Origin of the sequence: Gordonia sp. DT218 (assembly GCF_049847105.1) — a bacterium.
GTDB lineage: Bacteria > Actinomycetota > Actinomycetes > Mycobacteriales > Mycobacteriaceae > Gordonia.
The window spans coordinates 378323-403761 of the sequence record NZ_JBNCNS010000001.1; the positions used below are offsets into that span (position 1 = coordinate 378323).

The 25439-nt window shown below is 65.9% G+C and carries 22 protein-coding genes, 1 tRNA gene and 1 pseudogene; 17 read left to right on the plus strand and 7 right to left on the minus strand.

The annotated features are described in order from the left end of the window. Nucleotides 1-15: 15 nt before the first annotated feature. On the minus strand, nucleotides 16-684 hold the full coding sequence (locus ACPXCG_RS01775; RefSeq protein ID WP_425788525.1) for a TetR/AcrR family transcriptional regulator: 669 nt from the start codon (nucleotides 682-684) through the stop codon (nucleotides 16-18). 94 nt (nucleotides 685-778) lie between these two features. Here ACPXCG_RS01775 and ACPXCG_RS01780 point away from each other — a divergent pair. Both ACPXCG_RS01780 and ACPXCG_RS01785 read left to right on the plus strand, forming a co-directional pair. Next, nucleotides 779-2278: pseudogene (locus ACPXCG_RS01780) on the plus strand (MFS transporter); the annotation flags it as partial. A 63-nt stretch (nucleotides 2279-2341) separates the two neighbouring features. Further along, nucleotides 2342-3115, plus strand: coding sequence for an MSCRAMM family protein (locus ACPXCG_RS01785; RefSeq protein ID WP_425790429.1), 774 nt, complete (start codon nucleotides 2342-2344; stop codon nucleotides 3113-3115). 119 nt (nucleotides 3116-3234) lie between these two features. On the opposite strand, the gene ACPXCG_RS01790 is transcribed toward ACPXCG_RS01785, so the two are convergent. Both ACPXCG_RS01790 and fabG read right to left on the minus strand, forming a co-directional pair. Next, nucleotides 3235-3306, minus strand: a tRNA-Gln gene (locus ACPXCG_RS01790). 125 nt (nucleotides 3307-3431) lie between these two features. Continuing rightward, complete coding sequence (gene fabG / locus ACPXCG_RS01795) at nucleotides 3432-4187, minus strand: 3-oxoacyl-ACP reductase FabG (protein WP_425788527.1); 756 nt, start codon at nucleotides 4185-4187, stop codon at nucleotides 3432-3434. Between the two features lie 115 nt (nucleotides 4188-4302). Between fabG and glmU the strand changes: the two genes are divergently transcribed. From glmU to ACPXCG_RS01870, 15 genes are all read left to right on the plus strand, one after another. Next, on the plus strand, nucleotides 4303-5784 hold the full coding sequence (glmU, locus tag ACPXCG_RS01800) for a bifunctional UDP-N-acetylglucosamine diphosphorylase/glucosamine-1-phosphate N-acetyltransferase GlmU (RefSeq protein ID WP_425788529.1): 1482 nt from the start codon (nucleotides 4303-4305) through the stop codon (nucleotides 5782-5784). 29 nt (nucleotides 5785-5813) lie between these two features. Further along, nucleotides 5814-6791 (plus strand): ribose-phosphate diphosphokinase, encoded by a 978-nt coding sequence (locus ACPXCG_RS01805; RefSeq protein WP_425788530.1) that lies wholly within the window; start codon nucleotides 5814-5816, stop codon nucleotides 6789-6791. A gap of 395 nt (nucleotides 6792-7186) precedes the next feature. Next, on the plus strand, nucleotides 7187-8779 hold the full coding sequence (locus ACPXCG_RS01810; RefSeq protein WP_425788532.1) for an SMP-30/gluconolactonase/LRE family protein: 1593 nt from the start codon (nucleotides 7187-7189) through the stop codon (nucleotides 8777-8779). Between the two features lie 7 nt (nucleotides 8780-8786). Beyond that, nucleotides 8787-9632, plus strand: coding sequence for an SDR family NAD(P)-dependent oxidoreductase (locus tag ACPXCG_RS01815; RefSeq protein WP_425788534.1), 846 nt, complete (start codon nucleotides 8787-8789; stop codon nucleotides 9630-9632). A gap of 37 nt (nucleotides 9633-9669) precedes the next feature. Then, nucleotides 9670-11043 carry an aromatic ring-hydroxylating oxygenase subunit alpha gene (locus tag ACPXCG_RS01820; protein WP_425790431.1) on the plus strand — a complete coding sequence of 458 codons (1374 nt, stop codon included), beginning with the start codon at nucleotides 9670-9672 and terminating at the stop codon, nucleotides 11041-11043. A 50-nt stretch (nucleotides 11044-11093) separates the two neighbouring features. Then, nucleotides 11094-12929, plus strand: a complete 1836-nt coding sequence (locus ACPXCG_RS01825; RefSeq protein ID WP_425788536.1) for a flavin-containing monooxygenase — start codon at nucleotides 11094-11096, stop codon at nucleotides 12927-12929. A gap of 39 nt (nucleotides 12930-12968) precedes the next feature. Next, nucleotides 12969-13904 carry an SDR family NAD(P)-dependent oxidoreductase gene (locus ACPXCG_RS01830; RefSeq protein WP_425788538.1) on the plus strand — a complete coding sequence of 312 codons (936 nt, stop codon included), beginning with the start codon at nucleotides 12969-12971 and terminating at the stop codon, nucleotides 13902-13904. Beyond that, the gene (locus ACPXCG_RS01835; protein WP_425788539.1) at nucleotides 13885-15591 is read left to right on the plus strand and encodes a thiamine pyrophosphate-binding protein; all 1707 of its coding nucleotides are present in this window, start codon (nucleotides 13885-13887) and stop codon (nucleotides 15589-15591) included. Before ACPXCG_RS01830 ends, ACPXCG_RS01835 begins: the two co-directional genes overlap by 20 nt. Nucleotides 15592-15627: 36 nt before the next feature. Next, nucleotides 15628-17067, plus strand: coding sequence for an aldehyde dehydrogenase family protein (locus tag ACPXCG_RS01840; protein ID WP_425788541.1), 1440 nt, complete (start codon nucleotides 15628-15630; stop codon nucleotides 17065-17067). 26 nt (nucleotides 17068-17093) lie between these two features. Next, a complete protein-coding gene (locus ACPXCG_RS01845) occupies nucleotides 17094-17615 on the plus strand; it encodes a nuclear transport factor 2 family protein (RefSeq protein WP_425788543.1) in 522 nt (173 codons plus the stop codon). A gap of 53 nt (nucleotides 17616-17668) precedes the next feature. Beyond that, nucleotides 17669-18502 (plus strand): SDR family NAD(P)-dependent oxidoreductase, encoded by an 834-nt coding sequence (locus tag ACPXCG_RS01850; protein WP_425790433.1) that lies wholly within the window; start codon nucleotides 17669-17671, stop codon nucleotides 18500-18502. Nucleotides 18503-18537: 35 nt separating this feature from the next. Beyond that, nucleotides 18538-19098 carry a nuclear transport factor 2 family protein gene (locus ACPXCG_RS01855; RefSeq protein WP_425788545.1) on the plus strand — a complete coding sequence of 187 codons (561 nt, stop codon included), beginning with the start codon at nucleotides 18538-18540 and terminating at the stop codon, nucleotides 19096-19098. Between the two features lie 36 nt (nucleotides 19099-19134). Then, complete coding sequence (locus ACPXCG_RS01860) at nucleotides 19135-19968, plus strand: TauD/TfdA dioxygenase family protein (protein ID WP_425788547.1); 834 nt, start codon at nucleotides 19135-19137, stop codon at nucleotides 19966-19968. Next, entirely contained in the window at nucleotides 19965-20708 is a 744-nt protein-coding gene (locus ACPXCG_RS01865) for an SDR family NAD(P)-dependent oxidoreductase (RefSeq protein WP_425788548.1), read from the plus strand. The genes ACPXCG_RS01860 and ACPXCG_RS01865 overlap by 4 nt, the downstream gene beginning before the upstream one ends. Continuing rightward, on the plus strand, nucleotides 20705-21295 hold the full coding sequence (locus ACPXCG_RS01870) for a carboxymuconolactone decarboxylase family protein (RefSeq protein ID WP_425788550.1): 591 nt from the start codon (nucleotides 20705-20707) through the stop codon (nucleotides 21293-21295). Before ACPXCG_RS01865 ends, ACPXCG_RS01870 begins: the two co-directional genes overlap by 4 nt. Nucleotides 21296-21313: 18 nt before the next feature. Here the strand turns inward: ACPXCG_RS01870 and ACPXCG_RS01875 are convergent, their stop codons facing one another. The 4 genes from ACPXCG_RS01875 to ACPXCG_RS01890 are packed head-to-tail and all read right to left on the minus strand — an operon-like array spanning nucleotide 21314 to nucleotide 25434. Next, the gene (locus ACPXCG_RS01875) at nucleotides 21314-22075 is read right to left on the minus strand and encodes an enoyl-CoA hydratase/isomerase family protein (RefSeq protein ID WP_425788552.1); all 762 of its coding nucleotides are present in this window, start codon (nucleotides 22073-22075) and stop codon (nucleotides 21314-21316) included. A 17-nt stretch (nucleotides 22076-22092) separates the two neighbouring features. Next, nucleotides 22093-23364 carry an acetyl-CoA hydrolase/transferase family protein gene (locus ACPXCG_RS01880; RefSeq protein ID WP_425788554.1) on the minus strand — a complete coding sequence of 424 codons (1272 nt, stop codon included), beginning with the start codon at nucleotides 23362-23364 and terminating at the stop codon, nucleotides 22093-22095. Further along, nucleotides 23361-24254 carry an HpcH/HpaI aldolase/citrate lyase family protein gene (locus ACPXCG_RS01885; protein WP_425788556.1) on the minus strand — a complete coding sequence of 298 codons (894 nt, stop codon included), beginning with the start codon at nucleotides 24252-24254 and terminating at the stop codon, nucleotides 23361-23363. Before ACPXCG_RS01885 ends, ACPXCG_RS01880 begins: the two co-directional genes overlap by 4 nt. Next, nucleotides 24247-25434 (minus strand): CaiB/BaiF CoA transferase family protein, encoded by a 1188-nt coding sequence (locus tag ACPXCG_RS01890; protein ID WP_425790435.1) that lies wholly within the window; start codon nucleotides 25432-25434, stop codon nucleotides 24247-24249. The genes ACPXCG_RS01885 and ACPXCG_RS01890 overlap by 8 nt, the downstream gene beginning before the upstream one ends. Nucleotides 25435-25439 lie beyond the last annotated feature (5 nt).

Consider the following 25439-nt stretch of genomic DNA (forward strand, 5'->3'; position numbering starts at 1 on the left):
CCGAGTTCGTCGTGGCTACCGGTGGGCGTCTCGCCGCGCGCACTGGATCTCCAGGATCTGATCGTCGGTGAGCGCCGGCACCGACAAGGTCGTACGACCGGTCGCGCGCACGCCGTCGAGGATCAGCTCCAGGAAGCGTCGCCACGCGTCCGGGACAGTCGGCTGGGTGACGTCGGCGAGGGCCGCGAGCATGGTGAGGATCCCGAAGAAGTCACTCGGCGCCAGATCTGGACGCAACACCCCGGCCTCCATGGCCCGCTCATAGAGCTGCGTCAGCTGTCCGGTGAGGATCGACTTCGCCGATTTGATGTCGGGATGCTCGTGGTCGATGCGCATGATGAGTGCCGCGAGGCCCCGGTCGGTGGCCATCGACGTGCCCACGAGCGTCAGGACATCGACGACGGCCTGCCAGGCATCCGGGTCCTGTAAAGCGAGGCGAGTCCGTTCGGCCACCTGGGTCAGGTGTTCGGCGAGGACACCGACGATGAGTTCGTCGCGGTTGGTGAACCGCCGATAGACGGTGCCCACCCCTACTCCGGCGCGCTCGGCGACGTCGTCGAGGGACACCTCGAGCCCACGTTCGGCGAACAGTTCGCGGGCCGCGTCGATGATGCGCAGCCGGTTGCGCTCGGCGTCGGCACGCAGCTTGCGGGAGCCGATGGCATCGGCGGCTTGCGTGTCCATGCTCACATGATAGCAAGTGGAGGAATAGCCTCCGGTTGGCGTACGTTGGTGCCAGCAACCGGAGGAGATACCTCCGCCTAGAACGGAGGCTCGGATGAGCACTGTCTACGAGGACCTCGACGCCCCACCCGTCGAGAAGGAATCGGAGCAGGCGCGCCATCATCGGCTGCGCTGGATCGTCTTGGGCGTCCTGGCCCTTGCCCAACTCATGGTCGTGCTCGACGCGACCATCGTGAACATCGCACTCCCCCACGCCCAGGAATCGCTGGGCTTCGGCGACGCGGATCGGCAGTGGATCATCACCGCCTACGCACTGTCGTTCGGCAGCCTGCTCTTGCTCGGTGGCCGACTGTCGGACCTATGGGGCCGCAAGACCACCTTCATCATCGGGCTCATCGGGTTCGCCGTGATGTCCGCCGTCGGCGGCGCGGCGGTGAACTTCGAGATGCTGGTCGCCGCACGTGCGGGCCAGGGCATCTTCGGCGCACTGCTCGCCCCCGCTGCACTCTCGTTGCTGACCACCACGTTCACCGACCCGGCCGAACGCGGTAAGGCCTTCGGCATCTTCGGCGCGATCGCCGGCGGCGGTGGCGCGCTCGGTCTGCTACTCGGCGGGATGCTCACCGAGTGGGCCAACTGGCGCTGGTGCCTGTACGTCAATCTCGTGATCGCCGCGATCGCACTCGTCGGCGCCGTGCTGTTCCTCGGCTCGCACAAGTCCGAGCACCATCCGAAGTTGGACCTGCCCGGTGTGGTCACCGCGTCGGCCGGACTCTTCTCGATCGTCTACGGCTTCTCGAACGCCGAGACCAACGGCTGGGCCGACTGGGCAACCATCACCTGGCTGATCGCCGGTGTGGTCCTCGTGGCCGGCTTCATCTGGTGGCAGTCACGCAGCAAGCACGCTCTGTTGCCGCTGCGCGTGATCAAGGACCGCACCCGCGGCGGGTCCTATCTGGTGGTGTTCATCGCCGGCATCGGCATGTTCGGCATCTTCCTGTTCCTCACCTACTACCTGCAGCAAAACCTCGGGTTCAGCCCGATCCGGACGGGACTCGCATTCCTCCCGATGATCGGCATGCTGGTGATCACGGCGACCACATCGACCGCGGTGATCCTTCCCCGCTTCGGTCCGCGTTGGCTGATGTCCGGCGGCATGCTGATCGCCGCGGGCGGCATGGCACTGCTGACGCAGATCACCGTAACCAGCTCGTACGCAACACATGTCCTGCCTGCACTGCTGATCCTCGGCGTCGGCATCGGCGCCTCGATGGCACCGGCCATGCAGGGAGCCATCTCGGGCGTCTCGCCCGAGGACGCCGGCGTCGCCTCGGCAACGGTCAACACGATGCAGCAGGTCGGCGGTTCGGTGGGCACGGCACTGCTCAGCACCATCGCGTCGAGTGCGGCGGCCTCGTACATCACGGACCACGCCGCCACCGTCTCGAACCAGAACGAGCTGACGCAGATGGCTGCAGTGGACTCCTACACGACCGCATTCGCGGTGGCCGCAGGAGTATTCCTGATCGGCGGACTGATCGCGGGGCTGCTCGTCCGGAGCGGCAAGCTGCCGTCGGCCGCGCCCAGCGACGCCGGATCACCGGAGGCCGGCCCGAGCGTCGAAGGTGAGTCGGTCTCGCCGGCGGTACGTCCACGCATCGCCGGGAGCGTCGTCAACGGCGACGACACACCCCTGGACACCGCCGCGATCACCGTCACCGACATCCACGGTCGGCAGGTCGGCACCACGGCAGTCCACGGCGACGGCTTCTACACCGTGCACGACATCACCGATGGCACGTACACCGTCATCGCCACCGCACCCGGCCATGCCCCCAAGGCCATGACCGTCTCCGTCGTCGGTGACACGGTGTCCCACCGTGACTTCACCCTCGCCGGCGGCGCCGTGCTGCGCGGACGCGTCCGCGACGGCCACCGCGCCCTGGGTGCCAAACTGATCGTCACCGATCAGTCCGGTGCCGTGGTGACCCAGGCGCATGCCGATTCCGACGGTCACTTCGCGATTCTCGGGCTGCGCGCAGGCGACACGGTCGCGGTCACCGCATCCGCTCCCGGCTACCAGCCGGCCGGCCAACTGGTGACCATCGACGCGGCCGCCGGGCGGAACGTCGAACCCATCGAGATCCTGCTGGCCCCCACCAGCGGTGTCGAGGGTGCGGTGCGCGCCGCGCACAGCGGCACCCCACTGCACGGCGCAACGGTGTCCGCGATCGGTCCCGACCAGACCATCGTCGCGTCGGCCACCACCGACGCCGACGGTCGCTACCGCATCGACGGGCTCACCGACGGCCAGTTCACCATCGTGGCCAACCTGTACGAACCGGCCGCGATCCAGGTCGAAGTCATTGCCGGCCAACACAACACCGCCGACATCGGTTTGGCTTCGGGCAAGAATCCGGCGGTGCCGTGACCGGATGGCCATGATCGCATCGATCGCGGCCTGACCCGAAACACGGCTGTGGCCCGTTGTTCCTTGCGGAGCAACGGGCCACAGCCGTATCCGGTGCGATTGCGAACCGACGTGATCTGCTCCCCCACCAGGACTCGAACCTGGAATGCCTGAACCAAAATCAGAAGTGTTGCCGATTACACCATGGGGGAATACTGCGCAGACGATTGTGCCACAGCATCGTGGCGTCAGTTCGACGCACTTCCCGCGCCCCCGTTTCGTTCCCGCTCATCCGATCGAATACGCGGGAACGAGATGAGGGCGCGGGAATACCGAACTAGTCCTTCGGACCGCCGGCGACGTAGATGACCTGGCCCGAGACGAATCCGGCGCCCTCACTGGCGAAGAACGACGCCGTGTGTGCGATGTCCTCCGGGAGGCCGGTGCGCTGCACCGGGATCTCCGCCGCGGCGGCCTTCTTGAAATCCTCGAACGGGACGCCGACGCGCTCGGCGGTCGCGGCGGTCATCTCGGTCGCGATGAATCCGGGTGCGATCGCATTCGCGGTGACACCGAACTTGCCGAGCTCGATGGCGAGGGTCTTGGTGAAGCCCTGCATGCCTGCCTTGGCGGCCGAGTAGTTCGCCTGTCCACGGTTGCCGAGCGCCGACGTGCTCGACAGGTTGACGATGCGTCCCCAGCCGGCGTCGACCATGTGCTTCTGGCACGCCTTGCTCATGTTGAACGCGCCCCGCAGGTGCACGCCCAGAACCGCATCCCAGTCGTCGACCGACATCTTGAACAAGAGGTTGTCACGCAGGATGCCGGCGTTGTTCACCAGGACGGTGGGCGGACCGAGTTCCTCGACGATCTTCTCCACGGCAGCCTTGACCGACTCCTCCTTCGAGACGTCGGCGCCGACCGCGATCGCCTTTCCGCCATTGCCGGTGATGGCCGAGACGGTGTCCGCACACGCGTCCGCGTCGAGGTCGAGGACGGCCACGGCCAGGCCGTCGGCGGCCAATCGCTTGGCGACGCCCGCGCCGATACCGCGCGCGGCGCCGGTGACGATCGCGACTTTCTGAGTGCTCATCTGTTGTACCTCCGTTTGTCCGTGCCAGGTCTGGTCACCTCACTGTTTTCTATCAGGCCTGCATTTCGGCGGGTGAGCGCGGCGCCCGTCCATCGCCTGCGTAACATCGGGCCACATGACGGAGACGTCCTCGCCGGCTACTGCCGTGATCGTCCTCGCGGCAGGCGCGGGCACCCGGATGAAGTCGAAGACCCCGAAAATCCTGCACACCCTGGCCGGACGGCCACTGGTAGGCCACGCGCTTCATGGTGCCGCCGGCATCGGGCCCGATACCTTGATCGCCGTCGTCAGTCATGAACGCGAACGCGTCAGTGCGATGATCGGCGAGGTCGCCGAGGAACTCGGGCGTGACGTCACGATCGCAGTTCAAGACCGGCCACTCGGCACCGGTGACGCGGCGCGCGCGGGCCTCACAGTGTTGCCCGACAACTTCGACGGCACGGTCGTCGTCACCGCCGCCGACGTGCCTCTTCTCGACGCGACGACCCTCGACGCACTGGTCGCCGCCCACACCGCGGACGGCGGTGCCGCGGTCACGCTGACCAGTTTCCGGGCGGATGACCCGACCGGGTACGGGCGCGTCATCCGGACCAATGATTCGTTGGTGCAGGCCATTGTCGAGCACAAGGACGCATCCGACGAGCAACTCGCCATCTCGGAGGTCAACGCAGGCGTCTATGCCTTCGACGCGGCGACCCTCAGGTCGGCGCTCTCCCGCTTGTCCACCGACAATGTGCAGGGCGAGTTCTATCTGACGGACGTGATCGCGATCGCCCGCGACGACGGACGATCCGTGCGAGCCTTCACCGTCGACGACCCGGTTCTGGTGGCCGGCTGCAACGACCGCGTCCAACTCGCCGAGCTCGGCGCCGAGCTGAACCGTCGGATCGTGCGGCGCCATCAGCTGGCCGGCGTGACCGTCGTCGATCCCGCCAGCACCTGGATCGACGTCGACGTCACCATCGGCGAGGACGTGCGCATCGAACCGGGCACCCAACTACTGGGCACCACCACCGTTGCCGACGACGCGGTCATCGGCCCGGATTCCACCCTGCGCGACGTCTCGATCGGAGCCGGCGCCGCGGTGATCCGTACCCATGGCAGCGAATCGGAGATCGGTGCGAATACGTCCGTCGGACCGTTCGCCTACCTACGTCCCGGCACCCGGCTCGGCGTCGGCGGCAAGATCGGCACCTTTGTCGAGACCAAGAAGGCCGACATCGGGGCGGGTTCAAAAGTCCCCCACCTCACCTACGTCGGAGACGCGACGATCGGCGAGCACTCCAACATCGGGGCGTCGAGTGTGTTCGTCAATTACGACGGCGTGGCGAAACATCGTACTGTGATCGGGTCCCACTGCCGCACCGGTTCTGACAACATGTTTGTCGCCCCAGTGCAGGTCGGCGATGGCGCCTACACCGGAGCGGGTACGGTCTTGCGGGACGATGTCCCGCCCGGAGCCCTTGCGGTGTCGGCGGGACAACAACGCAATATCGAGAACTGGGTGGTGCGCAAGCGCCCGGACACCGAGTCGGCCCGTGCCGCCCTCGAGGCCCAACAGATCGCCAGCCCGGCAGACGACCAGCCGGGCGCCTGACCGCTACATCCCCCGACAGAAGAGTTTTCATGACCTGGACCACGGACAACCAGAAGAACCTGATGCTGTTCTCTGGCCGCGCCCATCCCGACCTCGCTCAGTCCGTCGCCGACGAGCTCGGCATCAAGGTGACACCGCAGACGGCGCGGGACTTCGCCAACGGCGAGATCTTCGTACGCTTCGAGGAGTCGGTACGCGGCTCCGACGCATTCGTCCTGCAGAGCTGCCCATACCCGATGAATCAGTGGGTCATGGAGTCGCTCATCATGATCGACGCCCTCAAGCGCGGATCGGCAAAACGCATCAGCGTGATCCTGCCGTTCTACCCCTACGCGCGCCAGGACAAGAAGCATCGCGGTCGCGAACCGATCTCCGCTCGGTTGATGGCCGACCTGCTGAAGGCCGCGGGCGCGGACCGGATCATCACCGTCGACCTGCACACCGACCAGATCCAGGGCTTCTTCGACGGCCCGGTCGACCACATGCATGCCCAGGGTCAGCTCGCCGACTATGTCCGGGAGAACTACGGCACCGACAACGTCACCGTGGTCTCGCCGGACTCCGGTCGCGTGCGTGTCGCCGAGAAGTGGGCGGATGCCCTCAACGGCGCACCACTGGCGTTCATCCACAAGACGCGCGATCCCCTGGTGCCCAATCAGGTCAAGTCCAATCGCGTCGTCGGCGATGTCGACGGTCGCACCTGCGTGCTGATCGACGACATGATCGACACCGGTGGCACGATCGCCGGTGCGGTGAAGGTCCTCAAGGATGCCGGTGCCGGCGAGGTCGTCATCGCGACCACCCACGGCGTCTTCTCCGATCCGGCCGCGGAGCGACTCGCGAACTGCGGCGCCCGTGAGGTCATCGCGACCGACACCCTGCCGATCCCGGAGGAGAAGCGGTTCGCGAACCTGACGGTCCTCTCGATCGCCCCACTGCTCGCCCAGACCATCCGCGAGGTCTTCGAGAACGGCTCGGTGACGAGCCTGTTCGACGGTAGCGCGTAGGCGCCAGACACACAGACCCCACGAGAGCGGGCCCTCGCGACGACGATGATCGTCGCGAGGGCCCGCTCTCGTGCATTGTCGGCAGCCCATCCGAGGCCACTCACCCGACGCCGTGACGAACCGACGATGACCGTCGCGCAGATGTTGCGCGACGGTCATCGAGCATCGGTCCAAAGGCCGTGTCACCGCGTCCGTCTCTCGATAATCTGACTATACGTAGCCGAGAACGTGGTTCCTATCCTGTCAAGGATAGTAATACTTGTAAATCTAGCGGTTCCCGGATTAGACTCCGACGCGAGCGAAATTGTGGCCTGCATCACGCCAATCCGGCCTTCACACACGGCCGTCAGGACACGTCGCCATCACTGATCTCTCCTCTGGACAGGAGGCCCACCTTGACTCAGGCGGCCCGCTACACAAGCACTTCGTCCCACGAGCTCGCCGATGGCTGGCGCCTTGAGCGACTGACCGAACCGAGCCGACTGTTCGGTGCGAACGGCATCCGCACGGGCCCGGACGGGCGCATCTACATCGCACAGGTGGCCGGGAGCCAGATCAGCGCCCTCGACCTCGAATCGGGTGCCCTGGAGACCGTCAGCGCCAAGGGCAGCGACATCATCGCGCCCGACGACGTGGCGTTCGACCCGCATGGGGACATGTACGTGACCGAGTACTACGACGGCCGGGTCAGCGTGCGCGAGGCCGGCGGCACCACCCGGTTGCTGCGCGACGATCTGCCCGGGGCCAACGGCATCACGATCCATCAGGGCCGACTCTTCGTGAACGAATGCCGGCCCGGTGGCCGCCTGATGGAACTGGATCCCGCCGGTGGTGCCCCCAAGATCCTTCTGGAGGATCTGCCCATGCCCAACGGCATGGAGGTCGGCCCGGACGGCAAACTCTACTATCCGCTGCTCGGCGCCAACGAGATCTGGCGCATCGACCTCGACGGCGGTGAACCCGAAAGGGTCGCAGCCGATCTCGGCGGGCCCGACTCGGTGAAGTTCGATTCCGACGGCAACATCGTGTCCACCCAGGTCGCCTCCGGACAGGTCCTGCGGATCGATCCCCGCAGCGGCGCGCAGACACTCTTGGCCCAGCTCTCCCCCGGCCTCGACAACCTCACCTTCGTCGGCGACCGCCTCTTCGTCTCGAGCTTCACCGGGCAGATCACCGAGATCCTCGGCGACGGCGGCACCCGGACGGCCCTGAACGACGGACTGACCTGGCCTCTCGACCTCACCGTGGGTCCGGACGGCACCGTCTACATCGCCGACGGCACGTTCCTGCTCGCCCATCGTCCGGGGACCGAACTCAGCACACTGGGAATGCTTTTCAGCCCCGGCTACCCCGGCTACATCCGCGGGATGGCGGCCACGGGCGACGGCGAGTTCGTCGTCGCGGGCAACGGCACGGTGTCTCGGTACCGTCCCGCCGCTGCCGAGAGCGAGGTACTCGTCGAGGGCCTCGATCAGCTCTACGGAGTCGCCTTCGCGGCAAACGGGACCATCGCGGTCGCCGATCTAGGCACGGGCCAGGTACATTCGGTCCAGTCGGGTCGCTCCGACGTCCTCGCGAGCGGCCTCGACCGCCCGATGGGAGTGGCGTTCACCGCGGACGGAACCTGCCTCGTCTCCGAGTCGGGCGCGGGCCGGGTTGCGGCGGTGACGAGTTCGGGCACCGACACCCTCGTGGACGGTCTCGAGTCACCGCAGGGGATCACCGTCGTGGGGTCGCAGCTCTACATCGTCGACACCGGGAGCAAGTCGGTGGTCAACGTCGATCTGGAGACCAAGAGCCGACAGATCGTCGCGACCGGCCTCCCTGTCGGCGCACCACCCGGGGTCACTCCCAAGCCACTTCTGGGATTGGTCCCGTTCTCCGGGCCGCAAGGGCCGTTCGCAGGTATCGCGGCCGGGCCCGACGGAACCCTGTACGTCTCGGCCGACGCCGACGGAAGCGTCATCGCGCTTCGGAAGGAGCGCTGATCGCCGCATGGAGAACAATGTTGTCGGCCTGACCGGCCGGATCGTGATCGTCTCCGGCGCAGCAGGTGGGGGCATCGGCACCACGGTGACGAAGATGGTGGCCGAGGCAGGTGCCACCGTCATCGCGGTGAGCCGCTCGAAGGAGAATCTGGACACGCACATCACACCGCTTGTCGCGGAAGGACTCTCCATCATCCCCGTGAGTGCCGACGCCTCCACCGACGAGGGCATCGCCGCGGTGATGGACCAGGTGCGGATCACCGAGGGCACACTATACGGGCTGGTCAACGTCGCCGGCGGTGCGGCGCCCGCCACCTGGATGCCGGCGACCCGGGTCGCCCGCGCAGATTGGCGCGACCTGTTCACCCAGAACCTCGAGACGATGTTCTTCATGAGTCAGGCCGTTGCCGCCGAGCTCAAGTCGCAGGGGCTGCGGGGCTCGATCGTCTCGATCTCGTCGATCAGCGGAATGAACACCGCGCCATTCCACATCGGTTATGGCACAGCGAAAGCCGCGCTGGTCGCAGCCACTCGCACCATGGCCGTCGAACTGGCCAATGATGACATCCGGGTGAACGTCGTCGCACCCGGCGTGACCGCGACGCCGGCCTCGATGACCTATGTCGACGACGATGCCGAACGCGATCGCCGCGCCATCGCCATGGGCCGGCGCGGCCGGCCGGAAGAGCAGGCGGGCGCCGTCCTGTTCCTGCTGTCCGACCTGTCGAGTTACATCACCGGACAAGCACTACTCGTGGATGGCGGCCTGAATCTCAAGTGGACCCATATGGGCGCGGATCACACCTCACTCTTCCTCAAGGACGAGTCGTTTCGTGCGGCCATAACGCACTGAGACAACACTTTTCAAGGAGAATGTCATGACGGACACCATCGACAACATCCAGAAGATCGTCACCACGAGCGACGACGAGCCCCCCACCACACCGCTCGAGATCGGTGTGGGCGCGTACACGTCCAAGGAGTATCTGAAACTCGAGCAGGAAAAGCTCTGGACCAGAGTGTGGCAGCAGGTCGGCCGGGTCGAGGAGATCCCCGAGGTCGGCGACTTTCTCACCTACGAGATCATGGACGACTCGTTCATCATCGCGCGGTCGTCAAAGGACAAGATCAGCGCGTACCACAATGTGTGCTCTCACCGTGGGCGCCGACTCGTCGACACTCCGGACGGGAAGCGTGAGGCCAAGGGAAGCTGTCGCACCTTTGTGTGCGGATTCCACGGCTGGACCTACGATCTGGAGGGAAAGAACACCTGGGCGGCCGAGCGTGCAGACTGGCCCACCGGACTCACCGAGGAGAAGACCCGGCTCAAGAATGTCCAGGTCGATACCTGGGGCGGCTGGATCTGGATCAACATGGACCCGGACTGCGAGCCCCTGCGTGACTATCTGGAGCCGGCCGCGAGCCTGCTCGATCCGTTCCAGCTCGAGAACATGCGGTACCGGTGGCGCAAATGGCTTGTCTTCGACTGTAACTGGAAGATCGCACTGGAAGCGTTCATGGAGACCTACCACGTCCCCTACACACACCCCGAGTTCCGGGCCTACGGAACCTTTCTCGGGTGGTCCCGTGCGCAGGGCAAACACAGCAACATCGGCTACGATGCGCCGAAGGGCATGGAGGACAACCAGGCCAAGCTGCGAGTCGCCGATGGCCCCGATGCCCGCCTCTCGACCATCGATCTGCAGAACTTCACCTGGGAAAACGCCAACACCAACACAACTCGCACATTGGTCGACGCGGCCCAGCGACTGATCGACGAACTACCCGAGGGCACTCCACCCGGGGAGGTGCTGGCCCACTGGCTGGCCTCTGCCCGCAAGGACGATGAAGATCGCGGGGTGATCTGGCCGACCGTCGACCCGGCGACGGTCTCCAAGAGCGGGACCGCGTGGCAGATCTTCCCCAACTTCCAGATCGGACACGCGCTCAACAACATGCTCTGCTACAGCGCCCGGCCCTACGGTGACGACCCCGACAAGTGCTACTTCGAGGCAGCTGTCTTCGAGCTGTTCCCGAAAGACGAAGAACCCGAGACGGAGTGGGAGTACGCGCCGGTCGACGATCCGGGGTGGCGCACCGTCCTGCCGCAGGACTTCACGAACATGGCTGCGGTGCAGAAGGGCGTGAAGTCGCGAGGGTTCTCCGGCCCCAAGCCCAACCCCTACCGCGAGCGCAGCATCGTCAACCTGCACCACAACCTCGCGAAGTACGTCGGCACCGGCGAACCCACCGACCTCGCCTGACCCGAATTCTCCGCCCTCCCATCAGAGCATTGCCGAAGCAAGGAATCACCATGCAGAACTGCGAACCCACGCAGACGCCCGACGTCGACATCGCCGCTCTCCACGAGAAGTATCTGCACGAGCGCGACAAGCGTCTCCGTTCCGATGGTCAGGCCCAGTATCTCGAGGCCGAGGACGACTTCGCCGAGTTCTACGAGGGTGATCCGCATCTGCCGGTGGTACCGCGTCAGCCGATCACCGACGACATCGACGTGGTGATCCTCGGGGGTGGCTTCTGCGGTCTCATCACCGCGCATCGGCTGCAACAGGCCGGCGTCTCAGACTTCAAGATCGTCGAGCTCGGTGGCGACTTCGGTGGTGTCTGGTACTGGAACCGCTACCCGGGCATCCAGATCGACTCGGATGCCTACTGTTACCTACCCCTGCTCGAAGAGACCGGCTTCATGCCGAAGGAGAAGTTCTCCAAAGGCGACGAGTGCTTCGATCACGCTCAGCGCATCGGGGAGCATTTCGGCCTGTATGACCACGCGCTGTTCCACACCCTGGTCCAGACGCTGGAGTGGGACGGTGAGATCAACCGGTGGCAGATCACGTCCAATCGCGGTGATGCGATCCGTGCCCGCTTCGTGATCATGTGCCAGGGCCCCTACAACCGGCCGAAGCTGCCCGGTATCCCGGGGATCAAGGACTTCAAGGGCCACACCTTCCACACCGCCCGCTGGGACTACGACTACACCGGTGGCGATCTCCACGGCGGCCTGGACAAGATCGGCGACAAACGCATCGCCGTCATCGGTACGGGGTCGAGCGGCGTGCAGGCGATCCCGCATCTCGCGCGGGGGGCCAAGCATCTCACCGTCTTCCAGCGCACGCCGTCCTACATCTTCGAACGGGCCAACTACCCCACCGACCCGGAATGGGTGCAGACCCTCGAGCCGGGGTGGCGGGCCGCGCGGCAGCACAACTTCCACAACGCGGCGTTCGCCTTCTACAACCCGGGTGAACCCGACCTGATCTGCGACGGCTGGACCGAGGTCGCCCGCAACATGGCCGCGAAGCTCAACGCGACCGAGAATTTCGAGGGCTGGGCCGCGTTGGCAGATCCGGCGAAGTTCATGGAGCTCAAGGAGATCGAGGACTATCGTGCGATGGAACGGCTCCGTCAGCGGGTCGAGCAGATCGTCGAGGATCCGGAGACAGCGGAGAAGCTGAAGCCCTACTACCGCAACATGTGCAAGCGTCCCGTGTTCAACGACGAGTACCTGCCGACGTTCAATCGTCCGAACGTGACTCTCGTCGACGTCTCGGAGACCAAGGGGGTCGAGCGCATCACGGAGAAGGGAGTCGTCGCGGGCGGTGTCGAGTACGAGGTCGATTGCATCGTGTTCGCCAGCGGCTTCGAGATCACCACTGCCCTGGACCGGCAGTTCGACATCAAGCCGTTTGCCGGCCGCGACGGGGTGTCACTATATGACCACTGGGGCAAGGGCTTTCGAACTCTGCACGGTGTGATGGCGCACGGATTCCCGAACCACTTCGCCACCGGATTCGTCCAGGGCGGTGTCACCGCATCCACCACGCTGATGTTCGAACAGCAAGCCGATCACATCTCCTATATCGTCGCCGAGGCTCTCGGACGCGGCGCCACGTATGTCGAACCCACCTCGGAGGCCGAGGAGGGCTGGGTGCAGACCATCCGCGAGTTCTCCGTGGACAACAGCACCTTCACCATGGAATGCACCCCCGGCTATTACAACGCCGAGGGTGAGCCGAACGGACGGTCGTTCCTGGGTGATCCGTTCTGGGGCGGTTTCTACGAGCTCAGTGATCGCCTGCAGGCGTGGCGCGACACGGGCGAACTGGAAGGCCTGGTGCTGGAGAAGTGACACGCGACGGTGAAAAGCCGTGTCGATACTGGGCATTCGATGTCTGAACTCCGATTCGACAACCGAGTCGCGGTGATCACCGGCGCCGGGCGCGGCCTGGGGCGGGCCTATGCCCTCCTGCTTGCATCGCGGGGCGCCAAGGTCGTCGTCAACGATCCCGGCAGCAGCATCAGCGGCGAGGACACCGATTCCGGGCCCGCAGCCGACGTGGTCCGGGAGATCCGGGACATGGGCGGCGAGGCGATCGCATGCACCGCGTCGGTGGCCACCGCGGAGGGCGGCCGCGCCATCATCGATTCGGCGGTGGAGGGTTTCGGCCGGATCGACATCCTCGTCCACAACGCCGGCAACAACCGTTATGCGTCGTTGTCGGAGATGACCTACGAGGATTTCGATGCCGTCCTCGATGTCCACCTCCGTGGTGCCTTCCATGTGGTGCGACCGGCCTTCCCATTGATGTGCGAAGCCGGATACGGCCGTGTGGTGCTGACATCGTCGATCGGCGGGATCTACGGCAACAAGAGCGTCGCCAACTACGGCGCGGCCAAGGCCGGGATCATCGGCCTCTCCAACGTCGCGGCGCTGGAGGGCCACGAACACGGGGTGTTGTCGAATGTCATCGTCCCGGCGGCCCTGACTCGGCTGGCGGAAGGACTCGACACCTCCGCGTACCCGCCGATGGGACCGGAGCTCACCGCACCCGCGGTGGGGTGGCTCGCCCACGAATCCTGTTCGATCACCGGCGAGATGCTGGTGTCGATAGCCGGGCGGGTGGCCCGCGCCTACATCGCCGAGACCGAGGGTGTGTACCAGTCCGAATGGTCCATCGACGACGTCGGTGAACGCATCGAGGAAATACGAGACGCCACCAATTCTTGGCTCCTGCCGGTAGTCCCGTCAGGCCATGTCGACCACATCACGAAGAGTTTCGCACTAGCGACGGAGGGAAGTACGCGTGTCAGTCAAGGTCTATGAACGAATTCTCGACCTCTTCGAGGCCGAGGGCATCAACACGATGTTCGGTATCCCCGACCCCAATTTCGTTCACCTCTTCCACACAGCCGAGGAGCGCGGCTGGAATGTCGTCGCCCCGCACCACGAGGAAACCGCTGGTTTCATGGCCGAGGCGGTGTCCCGGATGACCGGCAAGGCCGCGGTCTGCGTCGGCACGCTGGGTCCGGGTATCGCGAACATGGCCGGTGCCGTCATGTGCGCCAAGGTCGAGAACTCACCCGTGATCTTCCTTGGCGGGCAGCGGGCCCGGATCACCGAGCAGCGCGTTCGCCGGGGTCGCATCCAGTTCGTCCAGCAGTCAGGGCTCATCGAGCCATCTGTGAAGTACAGCGCCAGCATCGAATACGCCGATCAGACCGACGAGATCATCCGCGAGGGCCTGCGCAAGGCGCTGTCGGGAACGCCGGGACCGGTCTACATCGAGTACCCCTCGCACGTGATCCAGGAAGAACTGGATGTGCCACCGGCGCTGCCTCCGAGTAGGTACCGCCTCGTCGGACAGACCGCCGGGCAGGACAAGGTCGACGAGGCCGCACGCCTGATCGGTGCGGCCAAGCAGCCCATCCTGCTCATCGGACACGGCGTCCACACGGCCCGTGCCGGCGCCTCCGTCAAGGAGCTCGCCGACCTGATGGCCTGTCCGATCATCCAAACATCCGGCGGCACTTCCTTTATCGAAGGACTGGAGGACCGCACCTTTCCGTACGGCTTCTCGAAGGCGGCCGTCGAGGCGGTCGTCACATCCGACCTGTGCCTGGCCATCGGCACCGAACTCGGCGAGCCGGTGCACTTCGGCAAGGGCAGGCACTGGGTCGACGGCGAGGCGAAACGCAGCTGGCTGCTGATCGAGCAGGATCCCGCCGCGATCGGGGTCAATCGTCCCATCGACGTGCCGTTGATCGGAGATCTCCGTGCCGTGGTGCCCCAACTCGTCGAGGCCCTGAAGGATTCGCCGCGCACGGCGACCCCGGAACTCGAGCGCTGGATCTCCGACGACGCGGCACAGTTGGCCGAGCTCGCCGAGACCGCCCCCTCGGGTGCGAGCCCGGTGCATCCCGCACGATTGATCGTCGAGGCGACGAAGGACTTCCCGGCCGACGGGATCATGGTGCGCGACGGCGGCGCGACGACCATCTTCGGATGGACCTACTCGCAGGCCAAACCGCATGACGTCATGTGGAATCAGAACTTCGGGCACCTCGGGACCGGGTTGCCGTACGCGGTCGGGGCCGGCGTCGCCGACGGTGGGAAGCGTCCGATGATGCTGATCACCGGCGACTCGTCGTTCCAGTTCCACATCTCCGAGCTGGAGACCGCGGCACGCCTGAACCTGCCGCTCGTCTGCGTCGTCGCCGTCGACTACGCGTGGGGACTCGAGGTGGGCGTCTACAAGCGCACCTACGGTCAGGGGTCCCGGGAGACCGGCGTCCACTGGAGCGAGGCCACCCGACTCGACAAGGTCGCCGAGGGATTCGGATGCTACGGCGAATACGTCGAGAAGGACGACGACATCGCACCGGCCATCAAGCGCGCGTTCGCGAGTGGCAAGCCGGGCGTCATCCACGTCGCGGTCGACCCGAAGGCGAACTCCGAGGAGATGCCGAGCTACGACGAGTTCCGCACGTGGTACGCCGAGGGCCAGCAGTAGCACTTCCCGTTGCACGAAAAGAGAATTGGGGCTGTCATGCGTGAGTATCGCAAGTTCTACATCGGTGGCCGATGGGTCGACTCCGCACAGTCGGCAACCTTCGACGTCATCAACCCCGCTACCGAGGAGGTCTGTGGCACGGTCGCGTCGGGTTCCGCGGCGGATGTCGACAAGGCGGTGGCCGCCGCCCGGCAGGCGTTCGGCGGCTGGTCGACGAGCACCGTCGAGGAGCGTGTCGAGCTGCTGCAGAACATCTCCGCCGAATACCAGAACCGCAGCGGCGACCTCGCCGCCGCACTGACCGAGGAGATGGGCGCGCCGACGGCACTCGCCAACGGTTTCCAGGTCGGCCTGGGTGCGGGTCACCTCGGCACCGCGATCGAGGCGCTGCAGAACTTCATGTTCGAGGAGCAGCGCGGCGAATCGCTGGTGGTCAAGGAACCGGTCGGCGTCTGTGCACTGATCACGCCGTGGAACTGGCCGATGAACCAGATCGCCGTGAAGGTCTTCCCCGCATTGGCGACCGGCTGCACGATGGTACTCAAGCCGTCGGAAAGATCTCCGTTCACCGGCCAGGTCTTTGCCGAGATCCTGGACGCCGCCGGAGTTCCGGCGGGTGTCTTCAACCTGGTCCAGGGCGACGGACCGAGCGTCGGGGTGCCGCTGTCGGGACATCCGGACGTCGACATGGTCTCCTTCACCGGTTCCACCCGCGCCGGCATCGACATCGCCAAGAACGCCGCGGCAGGCGTGAAGCGGGTCACCCAGGAACTCGGTGGCAAGGGGCCGAACATCGTTCTCGACGATGAGGATTTCGCCGAGAATGTCTCGAAGGGCGTCGTCACCATGATGCTCAACTCGGGGCAGACCTGCAGTGCTCCCTCGCGGATGCTGGTGCCGAACGGTCGTATGGAAGATGCGATCGCCGCCGCCAAGGACGCCGCGCCCTCGGTCACCGTCGGGGATCCGTCCGGTGACTTCTCGATCGGACCGGTGGTGTCGGCATCGCAGTTCGAGAAGATCCAGGGCCTCATCCAGCAGGGCATCGACGACGGCGCGACCCTCGTGACCGGTGGTCCCGGACGCCCCGAGGGCCTCACGAAGGGCTTCTACGTTCAGCCGACGGTGTTCGCAGATGTCAAGAACGACATGGCTATCGCCCGTGAGGAGATCTTCGGCCCCGTGCTGACGATCCTCGGGTACGAGGACATCGACCATGCGATCGAGATCGCCAACGACACCGAGTACGGACTCGCGGCCTTCGTCGCCGGCGCCGACCTCGACAAGGCGCGATCGGTGGCTCGCCGCATCCGCGCCGGTTCGGTGGCCATCAACGATGCGTTCGACTTCTGTGCACCGTTCGGCGGCTACAAGAAGAGCGGCAACGGTCGCGAGTGGGGCGCGTTCGGCTTCGACGACTACCTGGAGATCAAGGGTATCCTCGGGTACCGCCCGGCACCGGACGTCAGCGAATGACATTCGGGCCGAGGGATGTTCAGGCGATGCTCGATCACGAGCAGATCCGCGCGTGTATCGCGGGGGTCGCCCGGGGTGAGGACCGGCGAGATGCCGAGCTGATCCGAGCATCCTTCTGGCCCGGTGCCACCACCGATTTCGGTATCTTCGCAGGCGATTTCGATGCCTACCTGGATTGGGTCGTGCCCGGGTCACCCGCGGTGGCGGTGACCCAGCATGTGCTCGGACAGAGCGTGATCGCCCTCGACGGTGCCACAGCGTTGGTCGAGACCCATGTCACGGCCTACCACCGGGTGGATTTCGGTGCCGAGGAGCACGACGTCGTCCTCGGTGGCCGCTACCTCGATCGACTGGAGGGACGGGACGGGGAATGGCGAATCGCGCAGCGCACCATGCTCTACGACTGGTCCCGCGACCTCGGGGTCGCGGCGGACTGGTCCCAGGGACTGATGGGCGAGCCGTTCCGGGGTGATCACTACACCGGCAAGGCCAACGGCGATCACAGCGAAGCCTTCTTCGGCAGCTCACGCGTCGCGGGACAGCGGTAGGGCCACCAATGACGTCATCGTCGGTGTCGAATTCGCTGTCGGGCAGGGTGGCTGTGGTGACCGGGGCCAGCCGCGGCATTGGCAAGGGCATCGCCCTGGCCCTCGCCGACGAGGGTGCGACTGTCTACGTCACCGGTCGGACCGTCACGCCGGACACCATTCCGCTCCCGGGCACCATCGGTGACACCGCGGCCATGTGCGATCGGCGCGGCGGCAAGGGCATCGCCGTCCAGGTCGACCACGGTGACGACGACGACGTCGCAGCCCTGTTCGACCGGATAGAGCGCGAGCAGGGTCGCCTCGACGTCCTCGTCAACAATGCCTTCTCCCTGCCCGACGACCTCACCGACCCGGATCCCTTCTGGCGCAAACCCCTCGCCAACTGGGAGATGGTGGACGTCGGAGTGCGGTCGAACTTCGTGTGCGCATGGCACGCGGCACGGATGATGGTTCCGCGGAGGTCGGGTCTCATCGTCGCGATCTCCGGCTATACCGGTGTGGCGTACACCTACGGCGTGATCTTCGGCACCGCAAAATCCGCCGTCGACCGGATGGCTCGAGACATGGCGATCGAACTGAAAGACCATGGCGTCGCCTCGATCTCGCTGTGGCAGGGACTGACGCTCACTGAACGCGCTCAACGCAACCTGGCCACCATCGACGGACTCGGGACGCAGGCCGCCACGCGCCCGGCACACGGCTGTTCACCCGAGTACCCCGGCCGGGTGATCGCGGCACTGGCCGCCGACTACGACGTCATGAGTCGTAGCGGCGGAACGTTCATCACCGCCGAACTCGCCCACGACTATGGCATCAAGGACATCGACGGACGGTCCATCCCGTCGCTGCGGGCCACCCGCGGCGAGCCGATCTGGGCCCCCGTCTGAGCAAGCCGCACCACCCGAACGGAGCTAACGAAACGATGAGTACGACGGTATCCGCGGAGTCGCTCACCCGACTCGACGAGCTGTTGGATCGCCAGGACATCATCGATGTCCTGACCCGGTTCAGCCGTGGGATGGACCGATTCGACCGCGATCTGTTCCTGTCGGCCTTCCATCCCGACGCGACCATCGCCGCGGGAGATTTCGTCGGAGGTCCGGTCGACCTCTATGAGTGGTCCATCCCCATGCATGAGCAAGGCCAGCTCGCCACGCACCACAATCTGTTGAACCACACCTGCGACCTCACCGGCGATGTCGCCCATACCGAGACGTACTACTTGTTCGTCGGCCGAAACCGCGACGACAGCAACTGGATCGCCGGCGGACGCTACATCGACCGGCTCGAGCGACGCGACGGGCACTGGAAGATCGCGTTGCGTACCAACGCGATCGAATGGTCGGGCATGGTTCCGACGATGGCCATCCCGTTTGCCGATGTCCCCGACATCAACGGCAACGGCGCCCCCACCCGCAGCACGGAAGACCCGTCATACACCCGTCCGCTGACCAACAGGCGCGAACCGAACATCCCCGGCTGACCACAGCACACACCCAGGACCGTAGGAGGACATACCATGAGCATCATCAACGCCGAGAGAATCTCGGAGAGCGTCGGCGCCAAGATTCTCGACGTCGATGCCGACCGACTGCGCACCGATCCCGACCTGCCGGACGCCGTCTCCGAGGCTTTGGAGAACTACGGCGTTCTGCTGTTCCCGGTACTCGACGCGGACAACGAAACCCTGGTGGAGTTCTGCCGGAAGCTGGGCACCCTGATCAACTTCTCCCATCTGCCTCCGGAGACCGACGAGGTGATGGAGATCAGCTTCGATCCGGCCAACCCCAACGCGGAATACTTCGCCAGCAACGAATACTGGCACATCGACGGCCTCCTCGACGAGGTCGCCCCGAAGTCCTCGATCCTGACGGCCCGGATCACCTCGGCCGAAGGCGGCGAGACCGAGTTCGCCAGCACCTACTTGGCCTACGATTCCTTGTCCGATGACGAGAAGGCGCGATTCGCCGACCTCCGGGTCGTTCATTCCTTCGAGGCCATCCAGCGACTCACCTACAAAAATCCCACCCCCGAACAGCTCACGGAGTGGGCGTCACGCACCGTGCGCGAGCATCCGCTGGTCTGGGAGCACGACTCCGGCCGAAAGTCGCTGGTGCTGGGGGCAACCGCGTCACACATCGCCGGTATGGACCTCGACGAGGGCAAGGCACTTCTCGCGGACCTGCAGGCCCGCACCACCGGGCCCGGCCGGGTCTGCAGCCACAGCTGGACCGAGGGCGACACCGTCTTCTGGGACAACACCGGACTGGTTCACCGAGTGTGCGCGTTCGACCACAGCAAGCCACGGACCATGCACCGATCGACCGTTGCCGGCCAGGAGAAGATCAAATGAGCGGGCGCACGGCCATTGTCACAGGTGGAGCCTCCGGAATCGGCGGTGCCATCAGCACCCGGCTGGCCGACGACGGCAACATGGTCGCGATCTTCGACATCAATCGGCAGGCGGCGGAGGATGCTGCCGCAGCGATCGAGGACGCCGGCGGCAAGGCCATCGGCCTCTCCGTCGACGTGACGAACCGGGCACAGATCGACGCCGGCGTCGATGAGGTGCGGAGCCGGCTGGGACGTCCGACCATCCTGATCAACAGCGCCGGTGGGACGTTCGCCGGCCCGTTCCTGGAGATCACCGCCGAGGCGTGGCAACGCTCACTGGATCTCAACCTCACCGGGACGTTCGACTGTTGTCAGGCAGTGATCCCGGACATGCTCGAGGAGGGCTGGGGCCGCGTCGTGAACATCTCGTCGTCGAGCGTGCACAGTGGCTCCCCCGGCCTCGGCGGATACGTCACGGCAAAATCCGGCGTCGTCGGTCTGACCAAGGTGCTGGCCCTGGAGTTCGGCCGCCGCGGGATCACCGTCAACACGGTACCGCCCGGTTTCATCGACACCCCCATGCTCCGCAAGACCGTGGACAGCGGCATGGTCGATGTCGACGCCCAGGTCGGCAAGACACCGGTGGGACGCATCGGACAACCCGAGGACGTCGCCGCGACGTGTGCGTTCCTGGTCAGCGAGGAGGCCGGCTACATCACCGGCCAGATCATCGGGGTCAACGGCGGGCGGAACACGTGACCGATCGGATAAGCCCTGCGGCACAGGCAGATTGGACTCCGGAGATGCGGGACTTCGTGAACGGGTTCCGGTCGTCGGTCAAGAGTGCGGGTCCCGATGACGAACGGCAGGCGGGCGACAATCTGCTCGGCACCCTCGCCCGTTACCCCAATCTGGCGATGGCGTTCCTGTCCTTCAACAAACACCTGCTGGCCGGATCCGCATTGTCGGCGCGGCAACGCGAATTGCTCATCCTGCGTGTTGCGCACCTGCGCCAGGCGGAATACGAGTGGGCCCAGCACGTGATCCTCGCCGATCGAGCCGGGGTCACCGCCGACGAGATCGAACGGGTGGGCGCGGGACCCGAGGCGCCGGGTTGGGCTCCGGTGGACCGGGCACTGGTGGCGTCGGTCGATCAACTGCTGGACGAGGGGACGATCCACGACGATACGTGGACTGCGCTCGCGCGCGACATGGATGAGCAGCAACTCATGGATGTGGTGTTCACCGTCGGCTGCTACACCATGCTGGCGATGGCGTTGCGGTCGTTCGGAATCCAGCCGGAACCCGGTCTCGTGCCGTTCCTGCCCCGAGACCACGCACGTTAGCCGACGGGTGGGCGGTCCTCAGCTGCCCTGCCAGCGGGGGGTCCGTTTCGCGGCGAACGCGGCGGGCCCCTCCTGCGCGTCCTCGCTGCGGTAGCAGTTCTCCGACGCGGCTCGCGCTGCCTGCAATGCGGCCGATCGGCCCATCTCCGTCGCGAGCATGACGGTCTCACGCGCAGCGCGGACCGAGAGTGGCGCACCCACCAGTATCTCCCGTGCGAGTCCGACCGCCGAGTCCAACAGGTCATCCGGCTCGGCGACCCGGTTGACCAACCCGATCTCGTAGGCGCGTTGCGCGGTGATGGGCTTACCCGTCAGGAGAATCTCCATCATGATCCGTTGCGGGATCATGTGGATCAGCGGCGACGCCCATGGGGAGCTCCGTCCGACCTTCACCTCGGTCACCGCGAACTTCGCCCTGCTGCTGGCCACACAGAGGTCGCACGCCTGCGCGATCATCCAGCCGCCCGCGAACGCGGCGCCGTTGACGGCCGCGATGGTCGGCTTGGTCAACTCCACCGTGTCGTAGGGCAGGGCGAACATGTCTCGAGGCGGAACCTGCATGCCGGTCGCGACCATCTCCTTGAGATCGCCTCCGGCGCAGAAGGTCTCCCCGGCCCCGGTGAGAACGGCAACACGTAGGTCGTCGGAGTTCTCGAATCGATCCCACGCCTGCGCCAGTCCCTCACGGACGTCCTCGGACAGACAGTTGCGGGTGTCGGGCCGGTTCAGCGTGATGATCGCGATCTCGTCGTCGACATCGAACAGGACGGCGTCGCTCATCTGGACGTGCCTCTCACCTAGAACCTTCGCTGCTGGATCGGATGGGCGGCCCGCGCCAGATCTTCCTGGAAGTCCGGGTGAGCGATGGCGATCAGGCGCCGGGTGCGTTCGGCGATACTCTGACCGCGGAGTTCGGCCGCACCGAACTCGGTGACCACCACGTCCACCTCGCTGCGGGCCGTCGTCACCGGACCCGACAGCTGTGCGGTGATCCGGCTGACGGTTCCGCCCTTCGCGGTCGCCGGCAGCGCCATGATTGCGCGACCACCGGGCGACCGCGCACCTGCTCGGACGAAGTCGACCTGTCCGCCGGTACCACCGAGGTAGGCCGCCCCACTCTGCTCGGCATTCACCTGTCCGGTGAGGTCGACCTCCACGGCCGAGTTGATGGTCACCAGGTTGTCGAGCTGGGACATCACCCCGGCGTCGTGGGTGTACGACGTCGCGCACATCCTGATCTCCGGGTTCCGATGGGCGAACTCGTAGAGCCGAGTCGTCCCGATCAGGGCCCCGGTGATCGTCACTCCCCGATCGATCCGCTTGCGCGCGTTGGTGACTGCACCCGCCTCGACCAGATCGACCAGCCCGTCGCCGACCATCCCGGAGTGCACACCGAGGTCCCTGCGGTCGACGAGCAGCTGCAGCATCGCGTCGGGTACGGCCCCGACACCCATCTGGATGACCGATCCGTCCCCGATGTAGGCGGCCGAGTACGCGGCGATCGCGCGATCGGTCTCGCTGATCGTCGCCGGATTCACCTGGACCGGCGGGCGCGAGACGTGGAGCGCGTGATCGATCTGCGACGCCGGTAGCAGTTCGCCGAGCGTGTAGGGCACCTGGTCGTTGACCTCCGCGACCACGACGCGGGCCCTGGCGACGGCAGCACCGACGTAATCGCTGATCAGACCGAAGCTGTGGTCTCCGTTGGCATCTGCCGGACTCACCTGGACGAATGCGGCATCACATCGCAGATGCCCCGCGGTGATCATCGGGGCGACCTGGCTGACGTGACACGGGATGACGTCCAAGGCGTGGGCCTTGCTCATCGACCGCAGGGCACCGATGGCCCCCATGCTCGACAGCGAGACGGCCTCGGCCGAGTCCGGGGTCAGCGTGCCGGAGAAGCTCGTCGCGACGAAGGCCGAGAGGTCACCGATGTCGCGGCCCGCAGCGACCAGCCCTTCGAGCAGGGTGGTCGGCTCACCGCACGCCTGGCCGATGACGATGCTGTCCCCCGGCCGCAGAACGCCTGCCAGATCTAGGTTCCGGGGGTGCGTCACGACCGTCATGAACGCCGCCCTGCCGCGAGCAGGGCCTCGGCGCGGGCCAGATGCGGACGGTCCAGCATCGCGCCCCGATACCCGATCGCCCCTATCCCGGGATTCGACGCGAACAGGTCGACGATTTCCTGTGCGGCCTCGAGCTCACCTGCCGAGGGCGAGAAGGCCTCGTTGATCACCTCGACCTGCGCTGGATGAATGGCCAGCATCCCGCGATAGCCGTCGCGGCGGACCTGCTCGGCCCGCGCCCGCAGGCCGTCGAGGTCACGGAAGTCGCCCTGGATGGTCTCGATGGGCGCCACCCCGGCAGTCGCTGCGCCGAGCAGGCAGAGACTTCTCGCGAGCTGGTAGGTGAAAGCGTAGGCGCCGTCGGGGTTCCGGTTCTCGCTTGCGCCGACGGCATCCGCGAGATCCTCTGCGCCCCAGGTCATCGCGATCACACGCGGCGCCCCCTGATAGTCGCCGGTGGTGAACATCGCCTCAGCGGTCTCGGTGACCAGGACGATGACCTTGGTCGATCCGAGTTCGATGTCGGACGCCACTTCCAGCGCGGACAGATAGTGATCGAGGAGCTCGACGTCATGGCGTCCGCGCGCCTTTGGCAACATGATCCCACCGGGCCGGGTAGGCATGACCGCCGCCAGATCGGCCAACGTGTGTGGCCCGTCGAGCGGGTTGACCCGCACCCAGAGGCGGCGGCGCTGCGGATCGGGGATGTCCGAGAGAAATCCGGCGATCAATCTTCGGGAGGCGGCCTTCTCGTCCTCGGCGACAGCATCTTCCAGATCGAAGATCACCACGTCGGCCGGGCCGGCGGTCGCCTTGGCCATCTTCTTCTCACTGTCACCCGGGGCGAACAGCCACGAGCGAACCCTCATCTCACCATCGATGTCAGGCATCGTCGTCCCCTCGCACGCCAGAGCGGAGCCGTACCTCCTCGAGCACCTCCTCGGTGTCGGCACCGAGGCGTGGAGCCGGACCCGCCACTTTTCCCGGGGTACGTGAGAACCACGCCGGGGACCCGGGGAAACGCACTCTCCCATTGGGGGTTTCCACATCCTCGAAGAATCCGACCGCATTCAGGTGATCGTTGTCGAAGAGGTCGTCGAGACTGTTCACGGGCGCTGCGGGGATGTCGAGTGAGCGGAGCAGGTCCAGCCATTCCTGCGTGGTCCGCTCGGCGAAGGTCTCCCCCAGCAGGGCGTAGACGGTGTCGATCCGAGCGGCGCGCTGCGCCAGGGTCGCGAAGTGATCGCCGGCCCACGGCGGGTTGACGGCATCGATGAACACCGACCACTGTTTGTCGTTGTAGACCAACGCGGAAATGTGGCCATCCTTGGTCCGGTAGGGCTTTCGATTCGGGGCGACCGCCCGTGGATAGGCCGCCGGTCCGAGAGGCGGATCGAACATGGCACCGTTCGCATGCTCCACGAGCATGAACGACGCCATCGTCTCGAACATGCTGACCTCGACCTCTTGGCCCTCGCCGGTCCGCTCGCGGTGGAAGAGTGCCATCATCGTCGCGTACAGCGCGGTCATGCCCGCCACCTTGTCGGCCATGATGGTGCCCACGTAGCCGACCTCCCCGGTGAGCTGTTGCTGGACGAAGGGCAGACCGCACTCGGCCTGAATCGTGTCGTCGTAGGCGGTGCGATCCGCGTCGGGGCCACGGCGGCCGTATCCGTAGCAGTTGGTGTAGACGATCGACGAATTGATCGCGACGACCTCGTCGTAGCCGAAGCCGAGCCGATTGATCGCCGCCCCCCGCATCGAGTGGATGAACACATCGGCGTCCGCGATCAGTTCGCGCAGTGCGGCTTTGCCGTCCGCTGAACGGAGATCGATTACTGCGCTGCGCTTTCCGCGGTTCACATTCACGAAGACCCCGGCCATCGCCGGCTCCGGACCCACCGAGATGTAGCGGGTGTTGTCGCCCGCGGGTGGCTCGATCTTCACCACGTCCGCACCCATGTCTGCCATGATCTGCGTGCAGTAGGGGCCCATGACCATGGCCGTCAGATCGACCACCCGCACCCCAGACAGCGGACCGGTGTGCGTCACCCGCCGACCGTCCCCCATATGTT